This is a genomic window from Pantoea sp. GCM10028869 (assembly GCF_042666835.1).
Classification (GTDB): Bacteria; Pseudomonadota; Gammaproteobacteria; order Enterobacterales; family Enterobacteriaceae; genus Pantoea; species Pantoea leporis.
The window spans coordinates 16,314-33,208 of sequence record NZ_JBHTGO010000003.1; the positions used below are offsets into that span (position 1 = coordinate 16,314).

The 16,895-nt window shown below is 57.5% G+C and carries 12 protein-coding genes; 11 read left to right on the plus strand and 1 reads right to left on the minus strand.

The genetic code is table 11. The features are described from left to right. Positions 1-3: 3 nt before the first annotated feature. Entirely contained in the window at positions 4-3,948 is a 3,945-nt protein-coding gene (gene putA / locus ACFQW4_RS07950; RefSeq protein WP_377724738.1) for a trifunctional transcriptional regulator/proline dehydrogenase/L-glutamate gamma-semialdehyde dehydrogenase, read from the minus strand. Between the two features lie 449 nt (positions 3,949-4,397). On the opposite strand from putA, the gene putP reads away from it, so the two are divergent. From putP to ACFQW4_RS08005, 11 genes are all read left to right on the plus strand, one after another. Continuing rightward, complete coding sequence (gene putP / locus ACFQW4_RS07955) at positions 4,398-5,882, plus strand: sodium/proline symporter PutP (protein WP_110866398.1); 1,485 nt, start codon at positions 4,398-4,400, stop codon at positions 5,880-5,882. A 208-nt stretch (positions 5,883-6,090) separates the two neighbouring features. Beyond that, positions 6,091-6,924 carry an iron uptake transporter permease EfeU gene (gene efeU / locus ACFQW4_RS07960; RefSeq protein WP_377724741.1) on the plus strand — a complete coding sequence of 278 codons (834 nt, stop codon included), beginning with the start codon at positions 6,091-6,093 and terminating at the stop codon, positions 6,922-6,924. A gap of 54 nt (positions 6,925-6,978) precedes the next feature. Continuing rightward, positions 6,979-8,094: an iron uptake system protein EfeO gene (efeO, locus tag ACFQW4_RS07965; protein ID WP_377724743.1), complete on the plus strand. Its 1,116-nt coding sequence runs from the start codon at positions 6,979-6,981 to the stop codon at positions 8,092-8,094. Positions 8,095-8,096: 2 nt separating this feature from the next. Then, the gene (efeB, locus tag ACFQW4_RS07970) at positions 8,097-9,374 is read left to right on the plus strand and encodes an iron uptake transporter deferrochelatase/peroxidase subunit (RefSeq protein ID WP_280171806.1); all 1,278 of its coding nucleotides are present in this window, start codon (positions 8,097-8,099) and stop codon (positions 9,372-9,374) included. A 297-nt stretch (positions 9,375-9,671) separates the two neighbouring features. Beyond that, positions 9,672-9,875, plus strand: coding sequence for a hypothetical protein (locus ACFQW4_RS07975; RefSeq protein ID WP_377724746.1), 204 nt, complete (start codon positions 9,672-9,674; stop codon positions 9,873-9,875). Positions 9,876-9,947: 72 nt separating this feature from the next. Continuing rightward, on the plus strand, positions 9,948-10,736 hold the full coding sequence (gene phoH / locus ACFQW4_RS07980; RefSeq protein WP_101764056.1) for a phosphate starvation-inducible protein PhoH: 789 nt from the start codon (positions 9,948-9,950) through the stop codon (positions 10,734-10,736). A gap of 369 nt (positions 10,737-11,105) precedes the next feature. Beyond that, positions 11,106-11,603: a type VI secretion system contractile sheath small subunit gene (tssB, locus tag ACFQW4_RS07985; protein WP_110866393.1), complete on the plus strand. Its 498-nt coding sequence runs from the start codon at positions 11,106-11,108 to the stop codon at positions 11,601-11,603. Positions 11,604-11,632: 29 nt separating this feature from the next. After that, entirely contained in the window at positions 11,633-13,180 is a 1,548-nt protein-coding gene (gene tssC / locus ACFQW4_RS07990; RefSeq protein ID WP_377724749.1) for a type VI secretion system contractile sheath large subunit, read from the plus strand. Between the two features lie 14 nt (positions 13,181-13,194). After that, positions 13,195-14,535, plus strand: a complete 1,341-nt coding sequence (tssK, locus tag ACFQW4_RS07995) for a type VI secretion system baseplate subunit TssK (RefSeq protein WP_350260827.1) — start codon at positions 13,195-13,197, stop codon at positions 14,533-14,535. Further along, a complete protein-coding gene (gene tssL / locus ACFQW4_RS08000; protein WP_350260826.1) occupies positions 14,532-15,206 on the plus strand; it encodes a type VI secretion system protein TssL, short form in 675 nt (224 codons plus the stop codon). The genes tssK and tssL overlap by 4 nt, the downstream gene beginning before the upstream one ends. Beyond that, a complete protein-coding gene (locus tag ACFQW4_RS08005; RefSeq protein WP_377724752.1) occupies positions 15,203-16,894 on the plus strand; it encodes an OmpA family protein in 1,692 nt (563 codons plus the stop codon). Before tssL ends, ACFQW4_RS08005 begins: the two co-directional genes overlap by 4 nt. Position 16,895 lies beyond the last annotated feature (1 nt).

The window sequence follows — 16,895 nt, forward strand, 5'->3', positions numbered from 1 at the left end:
GTCTTAACCGATGGTCATCAAACTCGCATTACCGCCCGCAGCGGCGGTATTGACGCTCAGTGAACGCTCAATGAGCAAACGCTCCAGCAGCAGATTGGTTTCGCCGCGCGCGAAGCCCTGCACCGAGACAATCGCGCCATCGCGTGCCGCGACCTGCTCACACAGGCTGCGCAGCTGATCGGCATCACCGTGATAAATCACCGCATCAAACTCCGCCGCCAGCGCATCCTTCACCAGCTTGACGTGCGCTTGCACTGCAGCAGGCAAAGACGTACGCAGCGCACGATGCAGCTCATCATCCTGCCAGATGGCCTGACTGCCGACGCTGGTTACCGCCGCCAGTTGCGTCAGCGCGTCTTCTGCGTTATCGGCGATGCACAGCACATGTTCGCGCGGCAGCAGGGTGAAGGTATTGCGCTCGCCGGTTGGGCCCGGCAGCAGACGCACCGTACCGGCCTGCGCCAGCTCGTCGTAACGCTGACACAGCGCCAGCAGCTCAGGCTTATCCTGCGCCCACTGCTGCAATGCCTGATGCGCACGCATCAGCTCGGCACGCACCGTGCTATCCACCGGGCGCTCGGCATCCTGACGATCAAAGGTGATACGCAGCGCGCCATCTGGACGGTTGGCCAGCAGGCGATAGAGATAGAGCGGACCACCGGCTTTTGGACCGGTGCCCGACAAGCCTTCGCCGCCGAACGGCTGCACGCCGACGACCGCACCCACCATATTGCGGTTTACATACAGGTTGCCGACTTTAGCGCTCGCCGTAACCTGCGCGATGGTTTCATCGATGCGCGTATGCACGCCGAGCGTCAGGCCGTAACCCGACGCGTTAATCTGCTCAACCAGCTGCGGCAAGTTATTGCGCGAGAAACGCACCACGTGCAGCACTGGTCCAAACACCTCTTTATCCAGATCGCTTACCTGATCCAGCTCGATCAGCGTCGGCTTGATAAAGGTGCCGCTGTTCCACTCTTTGCTGTCCTGCGGATTCTCCTGCGCCGCCTGATAGACGTTGAAGCCCTTATTGCGCAGCGCCTGAATGTGACGTTCGATGTTGGCTTTCGCTTCGGCATCGATTACCGGACCAATGTCGGTCGAGAGACGTTCCGGGTTGCCCATGCGGCACTCGGCCATCGCACCGCGCAGCATTTTCAGCGTGTGATCGGCCACATCGTCCTGCACGCACAGCAGACGCAGCGCCGAGCAGCGTTGACCGGCACTATCAAAGGCCGAAGCCACGATATCCACCACCACCTGTTCGGTCAGCGCTGAGGAATCCACGATCATCGCGTTCATGCCGCCGGTTTCGGCAATCAGCGGCGTCGGACGGCCCTGAGGATCGAGACGACCGGCCAGATTACGCTGCAGCAATGTCGCCACCGCGGTTGAACCGGTGAACATCACACCGCGCACGCGCTCGTCGCCGGTCAGTTGCGCACCCACGGTTTCGCCCTGGCCCGGCAGCAGTTGCAGCACGCCAGCCGGTACGCCGGCATCCAGCAGGATGTGCACCGCCTGCGCGGCAATCAGCGGCGTTTGCTCCGCCGGTTTTGCCAGCACGCTGTTACCCGCCGCCAGCGCTGCGGCAACTTGTCCGGTAAAGATCGCCAGCGGGAAATTCCACGGGCTAATGCACACCACCGGACCAAGCGGACGATGGGTTTCGTTATCGAAATCGTCGCGCACCATGCCCGCGTAGTAGTAGAGGAAATCAACCGCTTCACGCACTTCGGCGATGGCGTTGTTGTAGGTTTTACCGGCTTCACGCACCAGCAGGCCAATCAGCTGCTGCATCTGGCCTTCCATTGCTTCGGCGGCACGCTCCAGAATCGCGGCACGCTCCTGCGGTGGCGTCGCGAACCAGATTGGACCGGCATTGACTGCCGCATCCAGTGCAGCCGAGACTTCGGCTTCGGTAGCTTCACGCACGCTGCCCACCACATCTGTTGGTGCAGAAGGGTTAATCACCGGGCGGCTGACGCCTTCGCCTAATTCACCTTCTACCAGCGGCTGGGCGATCCACGGCTGGCTGGCGCTGTTGAGCAGGGCACTGGAGAGCGACGCCAGACGATGTTCGTTGGCCATATCCAGACCGGCGGAGTTAGCGCGCTTGGCGCCATACAGATCGCGCGGCAGCGGGATTTTCGGATGCGGTAAACCAATCGCGCCTTCCGCAATGCCCATTTTCTCCACGGCGGCAACCGGATCGGCGACCAGCTCATCCAGTGGCAAGGTGTTATCAGCGATGCGGTTAACGAAGGAGGTATTGGCACCGTTCTCCAGCAGACGACGCACCAGATACGCCAGCAGCGTTTCGTGGGTACCGACCGGCGCATAAATACGACACGGTCGGTTCAGTTTGCCATCGGCCACTTTACCGACAACCTGCTCATACAGCGGTTCACCCATGCCGTGCAGGCACTGGAATTCGTACTGGCCTGGATAATAGTTATTGCCCGCCAGCTGGTAGATCGCCGCCAGCGTGTGCGCGTTGTGGGTAGCAAACTGCGGATAGATCAGGTTCGGCACCGCCAGCAGTTTGCGCGCGCATGCCAGATAAGAGATATCGGTGTACACCTTGCGGGTATAGACCGGATAGCCTTCCAGACCTTCAATCTGCGCGCGTTTGATTTCGCTGTCCCAATACGCGCCTTTCACCAGGCGAATCATCAGACGGCGACGGCTGCGCTGCGCCAAATCAATCAGCGAATCAATCACGAACGGACAGCGCTTCTGATACGCCTGAATCACAAAGCCGATGCCGTTCCAGCCTTCCAGCTCCGGTTCAAAGCAAAGTTTTTCCAGCAGATCGAGCGACAGCTCAAGGCGATCGGCTTCTTCCGCATCGATGTTAATACCGATGTCATACGTGCGCGCCAGCAGCGTCAGGGATTTAAGGATCGGGTAGAGTTCGTCCATCACGCGCTCATACTGCGCGCGGCTGTAGCGCGGATGCAGCGCTGACAGTTTGATGGAGATGCCCGGACCTTCATAAATACCGCGACCGTTCGACGCTTTGCCGATGGCGTGAATCGCCTGCTGGTAAGAAACCAAATAGGCTTTGGCATCGCTGGCGGTCAGCGCCGCTTCGCCCAGCATGTCGTATGAGTAACGGAACCCTTTCTCTTCCAGTTTGCGCGCATTCGCCAGCGCTTCGGCGATGGTTTCACCCGTAACAAACTGCTCGCCCATCAGGCGCATCGCCATGTCCACGCCTTTACGGATCAGCGGTTCGCCGCTTTTACCGATGATGCGATTGAGCGAGCGCGACAGATTAGCCTCGTTATGGGTAGAGACCAGACGGCCGGTAAACAGCAAGCCCCAGGTGGCGGCGTTAACAAACATCGACGGGCTGCGGCCAAGATGCGATTGCCAGTTGCCATTGCTGATTTTGTCGCGGATTAACGCATCACGCGTCGGCTTATCCGGAATACGCAGCAGTGCTTCCGCCAGACACATCAGCGCCACGCCTTCCTGCGAAGAGAGCGAGAACTCCTGCAGCAAGCTTTGCACCATGCCGGCGCGGCCGGTTGCACCTTTCTGGTGCCGCAACTTATCGGCAAGGCTGTAAGCCAGCTGATGGGTTTTCTCGGCCAGCGGGGCAGGGAGACGCGCTTGTTCCAGCAGCATTGGCACCGCATCCGTTTCCGGACGACGCCATGCGGCGGTGATCGCTGAGCGGCTGACTGACTGCGGTAAAATATGTTCGGCGAAGTCGAGGAAAGGCTGCAGCGCCTCGTCGGGCACGCTTTCATCACCGGCGGCATCAATCAGCAACTGCGGAATTTCCGGCACGGATTCACCGGCTTCCAGCTGCTCCAGATAATTAAAAATGGCCTGCTTGATCAGCCAGTGTGATGTGCGGTCAAGCTTCTGCGCCGCCAGTTTAATGCGATCGCGGGTGGCTTCATCCAGCTTCACCCCCATGGTAGTCGTTCCCATGATGTCCTCGTCCTCAAAAGTAGTGATTCAACGCTTGCGTGGCAGCAATATCACCTATGTTGCAACTTTGTGCAACCAAGTTAAATGTGACCTCGGTTGCACGCTTTGAACCGCCGAAAGTGTTAAAATCGATAAATGCGGCATGAAAATTGCTGCAAGAAACTCGCCAATGTTGCAACCGCCAGCAACAAGACGGTTCCTGAACCCGATGAGGTGCAACTCAAACTGTGAGCAGGCGCAACCTGCTGGCATTAAAAAAGCGAAGGAAGGTGAAACCGGTGTAACAGCTGTGTTAAATGCATTGTGCGCGCCGACCCTTTGCGGCAGGATACCGCGCCTTAAGAGAAATCGCTTTCTCTGGATGCGGTGAAACCAGGCTGCTGTCCCGTTCCGACAGCGCTGATCAAAAAGATTTCTCTTGATGGATCAAATAATAAGTGGAGAGACTCATGAGTGTAAGTACACCGATGTTGGTGACCTTTGTAGTGTATATCCTTGGGATGGTGCTGATAGGTTTCATCGCCTGGCGATCAACCAAAAGCTTCGACGACTATATTCTCGGCGGGCGCAGTTTAGGGAGCGTCGTGACCGCGCTCTCTGCGGGTGCTTCCGATATGAGCGGCTGGTTATTGATGGGCCTGCCGGGCGCCATTTTCCTGTCCGGGATCTCCGAAAGTTGGATCGCCATCGGCCTGATTATCGGCGCCTGGCTGAACTGGCGCATTGTGGCGGGCCGTCTGCGTGTGCAGACCGAGCATCACGATAATGCCTTAACCCTGCCAGACTTCTTCTCCAGCCGTTTCGAAGATAACAGCAAACTGCTGCGCGTTATCTCGGCGGTGGTGATTCTGATCTTCTTCACTATCTATTGTGCGTCTGGCGTGGTTGCCGGTGCGCGTCTGTTTGAAAGTACCTTTGGTATGGATTACCAGACCGCGCTGTGGGCAGGTGCCGCTGCCACCATTCTCTACACGCTGGTGGGCGGTTTCCTTGCGGTGAGCTGGACCGATACCGTGCAGGCCAGCCTAATGATTTTTGCGCTGATTCTCACGCCAGTTATCGTGATTGTCGCCGTCGGCGGGCTGGATGATTCACTGGCGGTGATCAGGGCGAAGAGCCTTGAAAACCTCGATATGCTGAAAGGGCTGAACTTTGTCGCGGTGATTTCGCTGCTCGGTTGGGGACTTGGCTACTTTGGGCAGCCGCATATTCTGGCGCGCTTTATGGCGGCCGATTCGCATCACACCATCCGCAGCGCGCGTCGTATCGGTATGATTTGGATGATCCTGTGCCTGGGTGGCGCGGTGGCGGTGGGCTTCTTTGGTATCGCCTACTTCGAGAACCATCCCGATCAGGCGGCGGGCGTAAGCCAGAACGGCGAGCGTATCTTTATCGAACTGGCGCGTATTCTGTTCAATCCGTGGATTGCCGGTATCTTGCTCTCAGCGATTCTCGCCGCGGTGATGTCGACCTTAAGCTGCCAGCTGCTGGTGTGCTCCAGCGCCCTGACCGAGGATCTCTATAAAGGCTTCCTGCGTAAAAACGCCAGCCAGAAAGAGCTGGTGTGGGTAGGGCGCTTGATGGTGCTGGTGATTGCCTTGATTGCAATCGCGTTGGCTGCCAACCCGGAAAACCGCGTGTTAGGTCTGGTGAGCTATGCGTGGGCTGGCTTCGGTGCCGCCTTTGGTCCGGTGGTGCTGTTCGGCGTGTGCTGGAAACGCATGACGCGCAACGGCGCGTTGGCCGGTATGGTGATTGGCGCGCTAACCGTACTGCTGTGGAAAGATTATGGCTACGCCGAGCTGTATGAAATCATCCCAGGCTTCGCGTTCGCCAGTATCGCGATTGTGGTATTTAGCTTGCTGGGTCGCGGCCCATCAGAAGCGGCACAGCAGCGCTTTGCTGCCGCCGAAGCCCAATACCACAGCAAGTAACCTCTATCGCCATTGATGGCGACGTGTTTGATGAACCCCCGGGTGCGCAGGAGTGCGCACCCTCTAAAACCCGCTCCCCCATCCGCAAAACAAAATTAATTTCCTGCAGTGACTTGTATTTCTCTCTTCAGTAATGATAATCACTATCGTTCGCACTTTACGTTTTTTTACCTAAGGTTTACCCTTCTTAAAATTCAAGAGGTTGGTGATGTTCGTTCCCTTTCTCATTATGCTGCGCGAAGGTCTGGAAGCAGCGCTCATCGTCAGCCTGATTGCCAGCTATCTCAAACGCACCCAGCGCACCCAATGGTTTCCCGCCATGTGGGCCGGCGTATTTATCGCTGCCGCGCTCTGCTTAGCGTTGGGCATCTTTATTAATGAAACTACCGGTGAGTTTCCTCAGAAACAGCAGGAGCTGTTCGAAGGCATTGTCGCGGTGATTGCCGTGGTGATCCTGACGTCGATGGTGTTCTGGATGCGCAAAGTTTCGCGCAATATCAAAGCCACGCTGGAAAAATCGGTCGATCAGGCGTTGCAGAAGCAGGGCAGCAGCGGCTTCCCGCTGGTGCTGATGGTGTTTCTGGCGGTGGCGCGTGAAGGGCTGGAATCGGTGTTCTTCCTGCTGGCCGCGTTCACGCAAGATGTGGGTTATGCGCCGCCGCTCGGCGCGGTGCTCGGCCTTGCAACCGCCGTGGCGCTGGGCTTTTTGCTCTATTACGGCGGCATTCGCCTGGACCTGGCGCACTTTTTCCGCTGGACCAGTTTGTTCATTCTGTTTGTCGCAGCGGGGTTGTCCGCCGGCGCCATTCGCGCCTTCCATGAGGCCGGTTTGTGGAATCACTTCCAGGATGTAGCGTTTGATATGAGCAACACGCTCTCAACGCACTCGGTGTTCGGCACGCTTTTGGAAGGGATTTTAGGTTACCAGGAAACGCCAAGCGTAAGCGAAGTGGCGGTGTGGCTTGCCTATCTCATCCCGGCGCTGCTGCTGTTTTTCTTCCCGGCCCGGCCTGCAGTGAACGCGGCACGTACCACACGCTGAAATTTAATCAGGCGCGATTGCGCGCCTGTTCTTCCATGTAACAGGGATATCACTATGACGATTCGCTTCCGCCGCAAGGCGCTGTTGGTTGCTATGCTGGCGCTTTCCGGTGCGGCTACTGCTGCCGTCCCGCAAGTCACGGTCACCGTGACGGACAAACAATGTGAGCCGATGTCGCTCAACGTGCAGGCCGGTAAAACCCAGTTCATCATCAAAAACAACAGCCAGAAAGCGCTGGAGTGGGAGATCCTGAAAGGGGTGATGGTGGTGGAAGAGCGTGAAAACATCGCGCCTGGCTTCAGCCAGAAACTCACCGCCAATCTGGAGGCGGGCGAATATGACATGACCTGCGGCCTGCTCAGCAACCCGAAAGGCAAGCTGGTGGTGAGCGGCGATGCGAAGCAAGCGGCAAACGGTAAACCGGATGTGCTGGAGCTGGTTGGCCCGATCGCCGACTACAAAGTCTACGTGATGAATGAAGTGAAAGAGCTGGTAGCGGGCACCAAAGCGTTTACCGATGCGGTGAAAGCCGGCGACATCGAGAAAGCCAAAGCGCTATTCGCACCTACGCGCGTGCATTACGAGCGTATTGAACCTATTGCTGAGCTGTTCTCCGATCTGGATGGCAGCATTGATGCGCGTGAAGATGACTTCGAGAAGAAAAATGAAGATCCGAAATTCACCGGTTTCCACCGCCTGGAAAAAATCCTGTTCGCCGATAACACCACCAAAGGTGCCGAAGAGTTCGCCAGCAAGCTAAATCAGGATGTGCTCGATCTGCAAACCCGCATCAGCGAACTGGCGTTCCCACCGGCGAAGGTGGTTGGCGGCGCAGCCGGTCTGATTGAAGAAGTGGCCTCCAGCAAGATCTCTGGTGAAGAGGATCGTTACAGCCGTACCGATCTCTCCGACTTCCAGGCCAACATCGATGGCGCGCAGAAAATCGTTGATCTACTGCGTCCGCTGCTGCAGAAAAACAACCCGCAGCTGCTGGCGAAAGTGGATGCTAACTTCAGGAAAGTCGACGGCATTCTTAGCAAATATCGCACCAAAGATGGCTTTGAATCGTACGAAAAACTGACCACCGCTGACCGTAACGCGCTGAAAGGCCCGATTACCACGCTGGCGGAAGATCTCTCACTGCTGCGTGGAACCTTGGGTCTCGACTGATCATGAGTGATAAAAATGACGCGGCGCAGCCGTCGCGTCGTCGATTATTGCAGGGATTAGGCATGTTGGGTGGCGCAGCCGCCCTCGGCGGCGGTTGTCCGTTCCACACCGCAGCCGCCGATAGCTTCTCTCCCGGCACGGTTGCACCCAACTCGCGCCAGCAGGCGCAACCTTTTTACGGCGCCCATCAGGCCGGTATCGTCACGCCGCAGCAGGCATCCATGATGCTGGTGGCGTTTGATGTGCTGGCGAGCGACAAAGCCGAGCTTGAACGTCTGTTTCGCTTGCTAACCGATCGCTTCGCTTTTCTCACGCAAGGTGGACCGGCGCCGGCGGTCACCAATCCGCAGCTGCCGCCGATGGATTCGGGAATTCTCGGTGCCGATATCGCGCCCGACAATCTCACCATGACGTTATCGGTCGGCACCTCGCTGTTTGATGAGCGCTTCGGCTTAAGCAAACACAAGCCTGCGCAGCTGCAAACCATGACGCGTTTTCCCAACGATTCGCTGGATGCGGAGCAGTGCCATGGCGACCTGCTGCTCCAGATTTGCGCTAACACCCAGGATACGGTGATCCACGCGCTGCGCGACATCATTAAACGCACACCCGATCTGCTGGCGGTGCGCTGGCGTCGCGACGGTTTTATTGCCGACCACGCGGCGCGCAGCAACGGCAAAGAAACGCCGATCAACCTGCTGGGCTTCAAAGATGGTACCGCCAATCCCGATACGCATAATCCGGCATTGATGGATCAACTCTTGTGGGTCACGCACGAACAGCAGGAACCGGCGTGGACGCACGGCGGCAGTTATCAGGCGGTGCGTATCATCCGTTTTCACGTAGAAATGTGGGACCGTACGCCGCTCGGCGAGCAGCAAACCATCTTTGGTCGTGAGAAGTTATCAGGCGCGCCGCTGGGTATGAAAAACGAGCATGACGTACCGGATTACAGCAAAGATCCCGATGGCGATTTGATTGCGCTGGATGCGCATATTCGTCTTGCTAATCCACGCACGCCGGAAACCGACAGCAGCTTGATGCTGCGGCGAGGTTACAGCTATTCCAGCGGTATAACCGGCTCAGGTCAGCTGGATATGGGTTTATTGTTTGTTTGCTACCAGCATGATTTAACCAGGGGATTTATTACCGTACAGCAGCGTCTCAATGGCGAAGCGCTGGAAGAATATATTCGCCCGATTGGCGGCGGATACTTTTTCGCGCTGCCGGGCGTGGCGGATAAAAACCATTATCTCGGGCAACCTTTATTGCAGGCCTGATTAATAAATGTGCAGCGCCTGCGGTGGTTATCGCTTCGCAGGCGCATTTGTTAAGTATTCCTTAAACTTTACGCTGGAAGTAATCACTTCCGAATGTTCTTAAAAAGTTATGTTACCCGTTAATAAATCATCTATATGATAAACATGAGAAATTTAATTTAAGGTAAAAGACTTTAGGCTTCGCTTATCTTTTTTTCTTTACTGCTACGTAAAAATAATGTTGCAAACCACCGCAAATATGATGCACTTTATTCATAAGCGTTGTCAGTTGTGTGGCTAAGCCACTGGAGTTCGCGCATGATTCGTCTCTCTTTGGGACAGTTAAATAGTTTCACCACACGCAGTCCACTGCGGGGGATTTCTTCCCTCCAACGTAACCTCGCTACTTTTCAAACATCGTCCTTGTTCAATCTCATTTTCTTTACCGGTGCGCGCCTGCGTCTCGGCGCTGATGCACACCATTCTCACTGGCTCGACACGGCTTACAAGGAAGCCAACTAAACCTCTAAAGCGTTCAAGTCATCGCCGCGGGTGATCCGCCGCGATAAATGAAACCAACTGTAAGGTGCCACTATGGGAAGACAGAAAGCAGTGATCAAAGCACGTCGTGAAGCAAGACGCGTTATTCGTAGCGACTCTCGCAGTCACCGTCAGCGTGAAGAAGAATCGGTCACTTCGCTGGTGCAAATGGGTGGGTTGGATTCGATTGGTATGGCACGTGATGCACGTGACCGCGGGCCGATTGAAGCCAGAAATGAAGCTCAGGCACACTATCTCCATGCCATAGAAACGAAACAGCTTATTTTCGCCACCGGTGAAGCTGGCTGCGGAAAAACCTGGATTAGCGCAGCCAAAGCGGCTGAGGCCCTGATCAATAAGGATATCGAAAGGATTATCGTAACGCGCCCGGTTCTGCAGGCGGATGAAGATCTCGGTTTCCTCCCCGGAGATATTTCCGAGAAATTCGCGCCTTATTTTCGACCGGTCTATGACGTTCTGGTTAAACGTCTCGGCGCTTCCTTTATGCAATACTGCCTGCGGCCCGAAATTGCCAAGGTAGAGATCGCGCCCTTCGCCTACATGCGTGGACGTACCTTTGAAAATGCGGTGGTGATCCTTGATGAGGCACAAAACGTCACCGCCGCACAGATGAAGATGTTCCTGACTCGCTTGGGGGAAAACGTGACGGTTATCGTCAACGGCGATATTACCCAGTGCGACCTGCCATCCCACGCCAGGTCTGGCCTTGCCGATGCGTTAGCGCGCTTCGAAGAGGATGAGATGATCGGCGTGGTGCGTTTCGGCAAAGAGGATTGCGTCCGTTCAGCGCTGTGCCAACGCACGCTGCACGCTTACAGTTAACCGTTTGATTGAGAATGTAGCTTAAGTAAAACCCGGCGCGCGCCGGGTTTTTTTATTGTGTCCCCCCTCGGCTCGACACCATCCCCCTGCGGTAACAATTAGCGCCACTGTATTATTGATACCTGTAAAAGTATTTTTGGTGATAAATGGCACTCCCGGTCAAAAATAATTTTAAGAACAATCCTAGTCACTTTATCAGGGTTCATCAGGGGCTTAACTCAAATCATAAGAAATTTCCTATATAAATCAGACCGCAAAGATCATCTCGCTTTATTGCCTTCCTAAAATTCCAGCTATATATTCGCGCGGTAACACACAGGGAAAGTGTGCCTACGCGTGCTTTCCGCGCCATTTTTACAAGGAGTAAACATGAGCAACTCTTACCAGAATGAAATCCCTAAAGCCCGTATCAACCTCAAGCTTGACCTGCACACCGGTGGAGCGGCGAAGAAAACCGAGCTCCCTCTCAAGCTGCTGGTGACCGGCGATTTCAGTAACGGCGCGGAAGACCGCCCGCTGTCTGAACGCGAAAAAATCAACGTCAACAAAAACAACTTCAACAGCGTGCTGGCCGATATCGCGCCAGCGGTGTCATTTGCCGTGCCGAACACCCTGGCCGGTGACGGCAGCGAAGAGAACGTTCAGCTTAACTTCCGCGACATGAAAGACTTCGAGCCGGAGCAGGTTGCCCGCCAAATCCCTCAGCTGCGCGCCATGCTGGCGATGCGCAATCTGCTGCGCGACCTTAAATCCAACCTGCTGGATAACGTCACTTTCCGCAAAGAGCTGGAAGCCATCCTGAAAGATTCGGCACTCAGCGATGAACTGCGCAGCGAGCTGTCTGCGTTAGCCACCGATCAAGCCTGATCATCCCCGTAACGGACTATAGAGAGAGAATGCTGATGTCAGTTCAGAATGAAACCTATGCCAATGGTGCAACCACCGTGCTGGATCGCCCAGCTGCGGGCGGCGTCTACGCGTCGCTGTTTGAAAAAATCAACCTCAACCCGGTGTCAGAGCTGAGTGATCTCAACGTCTGGCAGGATAATCAGGCGATGTCTGATGCCACCGCCGACGAGCGCGTCACCGCTGCGATGCAGGTGTTCCTGACGCGTCTGAAAATCAGCGGTGCGAAAGTCGAAAAGCTGGATAAAAACCTGCTGGATCACCATATCGCCGAGCTGGACCGCCAGATCAGCCGCCAGCTCGATGCGGTGATGCACCACGACGAATTCCAGAAAGTGGAGTCGGCGTGGCGCGGCCTGAAGTCGCTGGTGGATAAAACTGACTTCCGCCAGAACGTGAAAATTGAAGTGCTCGACGTATCGAAAGACGATCTGCGTCAGGATTTCGAAGATGCGCCAGAAATCATCCAGAGCGGCCTCTATCTGCAAACCTACGTCGCCGAATACGACACGCCGGGCGGCGAGCCGATTGGCGCGGTGATTTCTGCCTATGAGTTTGATGCCTCGGCGCAGGATGTGGCGCTGCTGCGCAACCTGTCGAAAGTCGCGGCGTCAGCACACATGCCGTTTATCGGTTCGGTCGGCCCGCAGTTTTTCCTCAAAGAGTCGATGGAAGAAGTGGCGGCGATCAAAGACATCGGCAACTACTTTGACCGCGCTGAGTACATCAAGTGGAAGTCATTCCGCGACACCGATGACTCACGCTACATCGGCCTGACCATGCCGCGCGTTCTCGGTCGTCTGCCGTACGGCCCGGACACCGTGCCGGTGCGCAGCTTCAACTACATCGAAGAAGTGAAAGGTCCGGATCACGACAAATACCTGTGGACCAACGCCTCGTTCGCCTTCGCCGCCAACATGGTGCAGAGCTTCATCAGTAACGGCTGGTGTGTGCAAATTCGCGGCCCGCAGGCCGGCGGCGCAGTGCAGGATCTGCCGATCCACTTGTACGATTTGGGCACCGGCAACCAGGTGAAAATCCCGTCTGAAGTGATGATCCCGGAAACCCGCGAATTCGAGTTCGCCAACCTCGGCTTTATCCCGCTGTCGTACTACAAGAACCGCGATTACGCCTGCTTCTTCTCGGCTAACTCGACGCAGAAACCGGCGCTGTATGACACCGCTGATGCGACGGCTAACAGCCGCATCAACGCGCGTCTGCCTTACATCTTCCTGCTGTCACGCATCGCGCACTACCTGAAGCTTATTCAGCGCGAAAACATCGGCACCACCAAAGACCGCCGCCTGCTGGAGCTGGAGCTGAATACCTGGGTGCGCACGCTGGTGACCGAGATGACCGATCCGGGCGACGAGTTGCAATCCTCGCACCCGCTGCGCGATGCGAAGGTGCTTGTTGAAGATATCGAGGACAACCCGGGCTTCTTCCGCGTTAAGCTGTTCGCCATCCCGCACTTCCAGGTGGAAGGCATGGACGTGAACCTGTCGCTGGTGTCGCAGATGCCGAAAGCTAAAGCGTAAGGCGGAACTCAGGGATGAAAACAGAACAACCACTCTGGGGCCGGGGTACCATGATCTCGCCCCAGCACTTTCAGCAGCAGTCCGCCTGGCAGGCGTGGCACAGCGAGTGCATCGCGCGCATGGGGCTTAATCAGCCGTGGGGCGTATTTCAGGTTGAGTTTGAGCCGGATGCGCTGAAGCTTGGGCGGCTTAAGCCGCGTCATCTGCACCTGCGTTTTCGTGATGGCACGCTGATCGATACCCACAACGCCGATCCGCTGCCACCGACGTTGACGCTTGAGGCGGAGCATAAGGAAGTGACGGTTGTTCTGGCGCTGCCGCAGCTGTACGCCAACGGCGGCAACTGCCTGCAGGAAAGCGACGTGGCGGAGCGTCCGGTGCGATTCCGCCAGCGCTGGCGCGATATCCGCAACCTGTTCGGGGACGATACCCGGCAGGTTGCGGTATTGCAGCCTGAACTGACTCTACGTTATGCACATCAGGACAACAGCGACTGGCTGACCTGTCCGGTGGCGCGTCTGCAGCAGGATGCGCAGGGCGGCTGGGCGCTGGACAGCCAGTTCCTGCCGCCACTCCTGACTCTGCAATCCAGCCCGTGGCTGATGACGGCACTTGAACAACTGGTGACGCAGCTGCGTGCACGGCTGGTGCGTCTGATGGCGATGCGCCGCGAAAGCAACCAGCGCATGGCCGATTTTGCCGTTGCCGACGTATCGCTGTTCTGGCTGCTCAACGCGCTAAACAGCGCCGAGCCACTGCTGGCCGATTTTCAGCGTCATCCGCAAAGCCCGCCGGAACGGCTTTATCCCGAACTGGCGCGCTTGGCGGGTAGTCTACTGACGTTCTCGCTGGAACATCAGGTGAGCGCCATTCCGGTGTATCGCCATGAAAATTTGAATGAAGTGTTCCCTCCGCTGTTCAGCCTGCTCGGCACGCTGCTGGAAGCCAGCCTGCCGTCGCGCATGGTGGTAATCGACATGACGCACGACAGCCGTCTGCGTCAGTGGCAGGCGCGCCTCAACGATCCACGCCTGCGCGAGGAAGCCGATTTCTACCTGTCGGTGCGCTCGCCGCTGCCGGTGGCGCAGCTGCAGGAGCAGTTCCCGCGCCAGTGCAAAGTCGGCAGTCCGGATGACGTGACTGCGCTGGTGAACAGCTCGCAGCTCGGCATTCCGCTCAAGCCACTTAGCCACGTTCCTGCGGCGATCCCGTTGCGACTGGAGAACCAGTATTTCTCGCTGGATCTGTCCCATCCGGCGGCACGAGCGATGCTCGAGAGCGGCAGCTGCGTGTTTTACGTCCCCGGCACGCTGGGTGACCCGGAACTGGAACTGTTTGCGGTGCTGAGATCATGAGTGCTGAAGCAAAAACTATCGATATTGATGCGCTGCTGCAGAACACCTGGCTGCAGGTGATCAGCCTGCGCCACGGCCCGCAGTTTGCCGAAGGCGAAGGGCTGGCGCTGTGGCAGCGCTGCGTGAATGACGCCGAACGCGTGCAGCTTACGCTGCGCGAGGCGGGCGTCAGCCGCGAAAGCTGTCACGACGTGCTGCTGGCGCAGTGCGCGCTGCTGGATGAGGCGGTGAAAGGGCGCGGCGTGCAAGATGATGCCTGCGTGCAGTGGTATCACATGCCGCTGCAGGGCCATTTTTTACAGACCATGGATGCGGGCGAAACCCTGTGCGACCGCATGCAGCAGGTGCTGGCGCAGCCGGAAGCCGATGAAATGGTGCTGACCTGTTTTCACCGCGTGATGATGCTGGGCTTTCTCGGCGGATATACCTCCATTGATGCACCCGCGCGCCAGCAATTGGTGAGCGCGCTGACTAAGCGCGTACCACCTTTCACGCGTGCGGCGGATGCGCCGTTGTTATCGCTGGCAAGCGGTGGGTTGCGCACGGGCTGGTTAAGCAGCTGGCCTGCACGTATTGGCCTGACCGCGCTTCTGCTGGCCGCGCTGTGGTGGGGACTGAATTACTGGCTCGATCACCTCATCACGACGCTGCTGCCCGGAGTCAAAGGATGACGACGTTGCTTCCACGCTTGCTGGTGCTCTGGATCTGGCTGCTTGTGGCGGTGCTGTGCACGCAGTTTCTGACCTTTACACGCAGCAGCGATTCAATCGTGCTGCTGGCGATACTGCTGCTGGCTGGCACGATAACGATCAGAGTGCTGCGCCGCCGCAAGCATGTGACGATTCAGGAATGGACTGATTTGCCCGATGCAGCGTATCGGCAGCCGGTGGTGCTTTGCTGCAATGCAAGTGGCCTGTCGGACCAAGAAGCGGTACACGTGCTGCCGCACGGCTGCTTTATTCACGTTGCGGATAGCAGCGAACTCCAGCACAGCCTGCGCCAGCTGTTGCTGATGCGTCCAGACTGGGGCCGCCAGATTTCCGTCTGCCTCAGCATTAGTCCGCAGCAACAGCAGGATGCAGCGGTGCTGGAAAACGAGCTGTTTGCTCTGCGCTGGCAAATTGCGTTACTGCGCCGTGAAACCCGTCAGTCGCTGCCGTTGCTGCTTAACATCAGCGTTGCCGGTGAGATGACGCAGTGCGCTGCACCGCTTTGGCAGGTTCAGCTGGCGGGCAATCCTGCGCAAATCTGGCTGGATGACAACTCGCCGCGTGGCACCAGCGAATGGCTGCAGTCGGGTGGCAGCGTGGCGATGCAGCAGCAGGTCCTGCTCAACTCGCTGGATGCATGGGCGCGTCAACATGTGCTGCGCGTGCTGACGGAGGCGCACAGTGATGTCGCCGCCGTGATACCCGCCGCCTATGTATTGCAGCTGCAACCCGCTACGCCGGGCGCCTGCAATGACTCTCTGTGGTGCGCCTGGCTGAGGCAGCACACCACTATCCGCAGTGCCGGTACCGCAGCGAACATAGCCGTCATCCTGCCTGACTTTATCCTTCCGCTGCTTCCAGAAGGCCGTGGCCTGACGCCGCGCATCCGCGCATTGCGCACGGCGATCACGGCCTTCGCCGTTGCCGCAGTCATCGCACTCTGTGCGGTGGCCTGGAACAACCAGTCGCTAATCCATCGCATCGTATTCGACCTCGAACACTACAACCGCATTGCCATGACCGACTACGCGCCGAAGCTCGCTGCTGTGCAGGTGCTGCGCGAGGACGCGAGTCAGCTCGACAACTATGCGCGTCAGGGCGCGCCGCTGCGCCTGAGTCTGGGGCTGTATCAGGGCGGGCATCTGCATCTGCCGGTGCTGCACGCCATTAGTACCTGGATACCGGAACCTAAGCCAAAACCTGCGCCAAAGCCGAAACCACAACCCACGCTGGTACGGCTGGACGCGATGTCGCTGTTCGATTCCGGCAAATCCGATCTGAAAACAGGCTCGACCAAAGTGATGGTAAACGCGCTGGTCAACATCAAAGCGCGCGCGGGCTGGCTGATTGTTGTCGCGGGCTACACCGACGATACCGGCAATCCGGCGCTGAACCAGCGCCTGTCGCTGAAGCGCGCGGAATCCGTGCGCGACTGGATGCGCGACACCGGCGACGTGGATGAGAGCTGCTTTGCGGTGCAGGGCTTCGGCCAGAGCCGTCCGATGGCGAGCAACGACACCGCCGAAGGCCGCGCGGCCAACCGGCGCGTTGAAATCAGTCTGGTGCCGCAGGCCGACGCCTGCCAGGCAGCGGACGCAATCCCTCCGTCATCACAGGATGGTGACGGCAATCATGAAGAAAAGGAGTAAC

Coding starts and splice junctions, on each gene's coding strand:
- putA (WP_377724738.1), bottom strand. CDS start 3,948: ATGGGAACGACTACCATGGGGGTGAAGCTGGATGAAGCCACCCGCGAT.
- putP (WP_110866398.1), top strand. CDS start 4,398: ATGAGTGTAAGTACACCGATGTTGGTGACCTTTGTAGTGTATATCCTT.
- efeU (WP_377724741.1), top strand. CDS start 6,091: ATGTTCGTTCCCTTTCTCATTATGCTGCGCGAAGGTCTGGAAGCAGCG.
- efeO (WP_377724743.1), top strand. CDS start 6,979: ATGACGATTCGCTTCCGCCGCAAGGCGCTGTTGGTTGCTATGCTGGCG.
- efeB (WP_280171806.1), top strand. CDS start 8,097: ATGAGTGATAAAAATGACGCGGCGCAGCCGTCGCGTCGTCGATTATTG.
- ACFQW4_RS07975 (WP_377724746.1), top strand. CDS start 9,672: ATGATTCGTCTCTCTTTGGGACAGTTAAATAGTTTCACCACACGCAGT.
- phoH (WP_101764056.1), top strand. CDS start 9,948: ATGGGAAGACAGAAAGCAGTGATCAAAGCACGTCGTGAAGCAAGACGC.
- tssB (WP_110866393.1), top strand. CDS start 11,106: ATGAGCAACTCTTACCAGAATGAAATCCCTAAAGCCCGTATCAACCTC.
- tssC (WP_377724749.1), top strand. CDS start 11,633: ATGCTGATGTCAGTTCAGAATGAAACCTATGCCAATGGTGCAACCACC.
- tssK (WP_350260827.1), top strand. CDS start 13,195: ATGAAAACAGAACAACCACTCTGGGGCCGGGGTACCATGATCTCGCCC.
- tssL (WP_350260826.1), top strand. CDS start 14,532: ATGAGTGCTGAAGCAAAAACTATCGATATTGATGCGCTGCTGCAGAAC.
- ACFQW4_RS08005 (WP_377724752.1), top strand. CDS start 15,203: ATGACGACGTTGCTTCCACGCTTGCTGGTGCTCTGGATCTGGCTGCTT.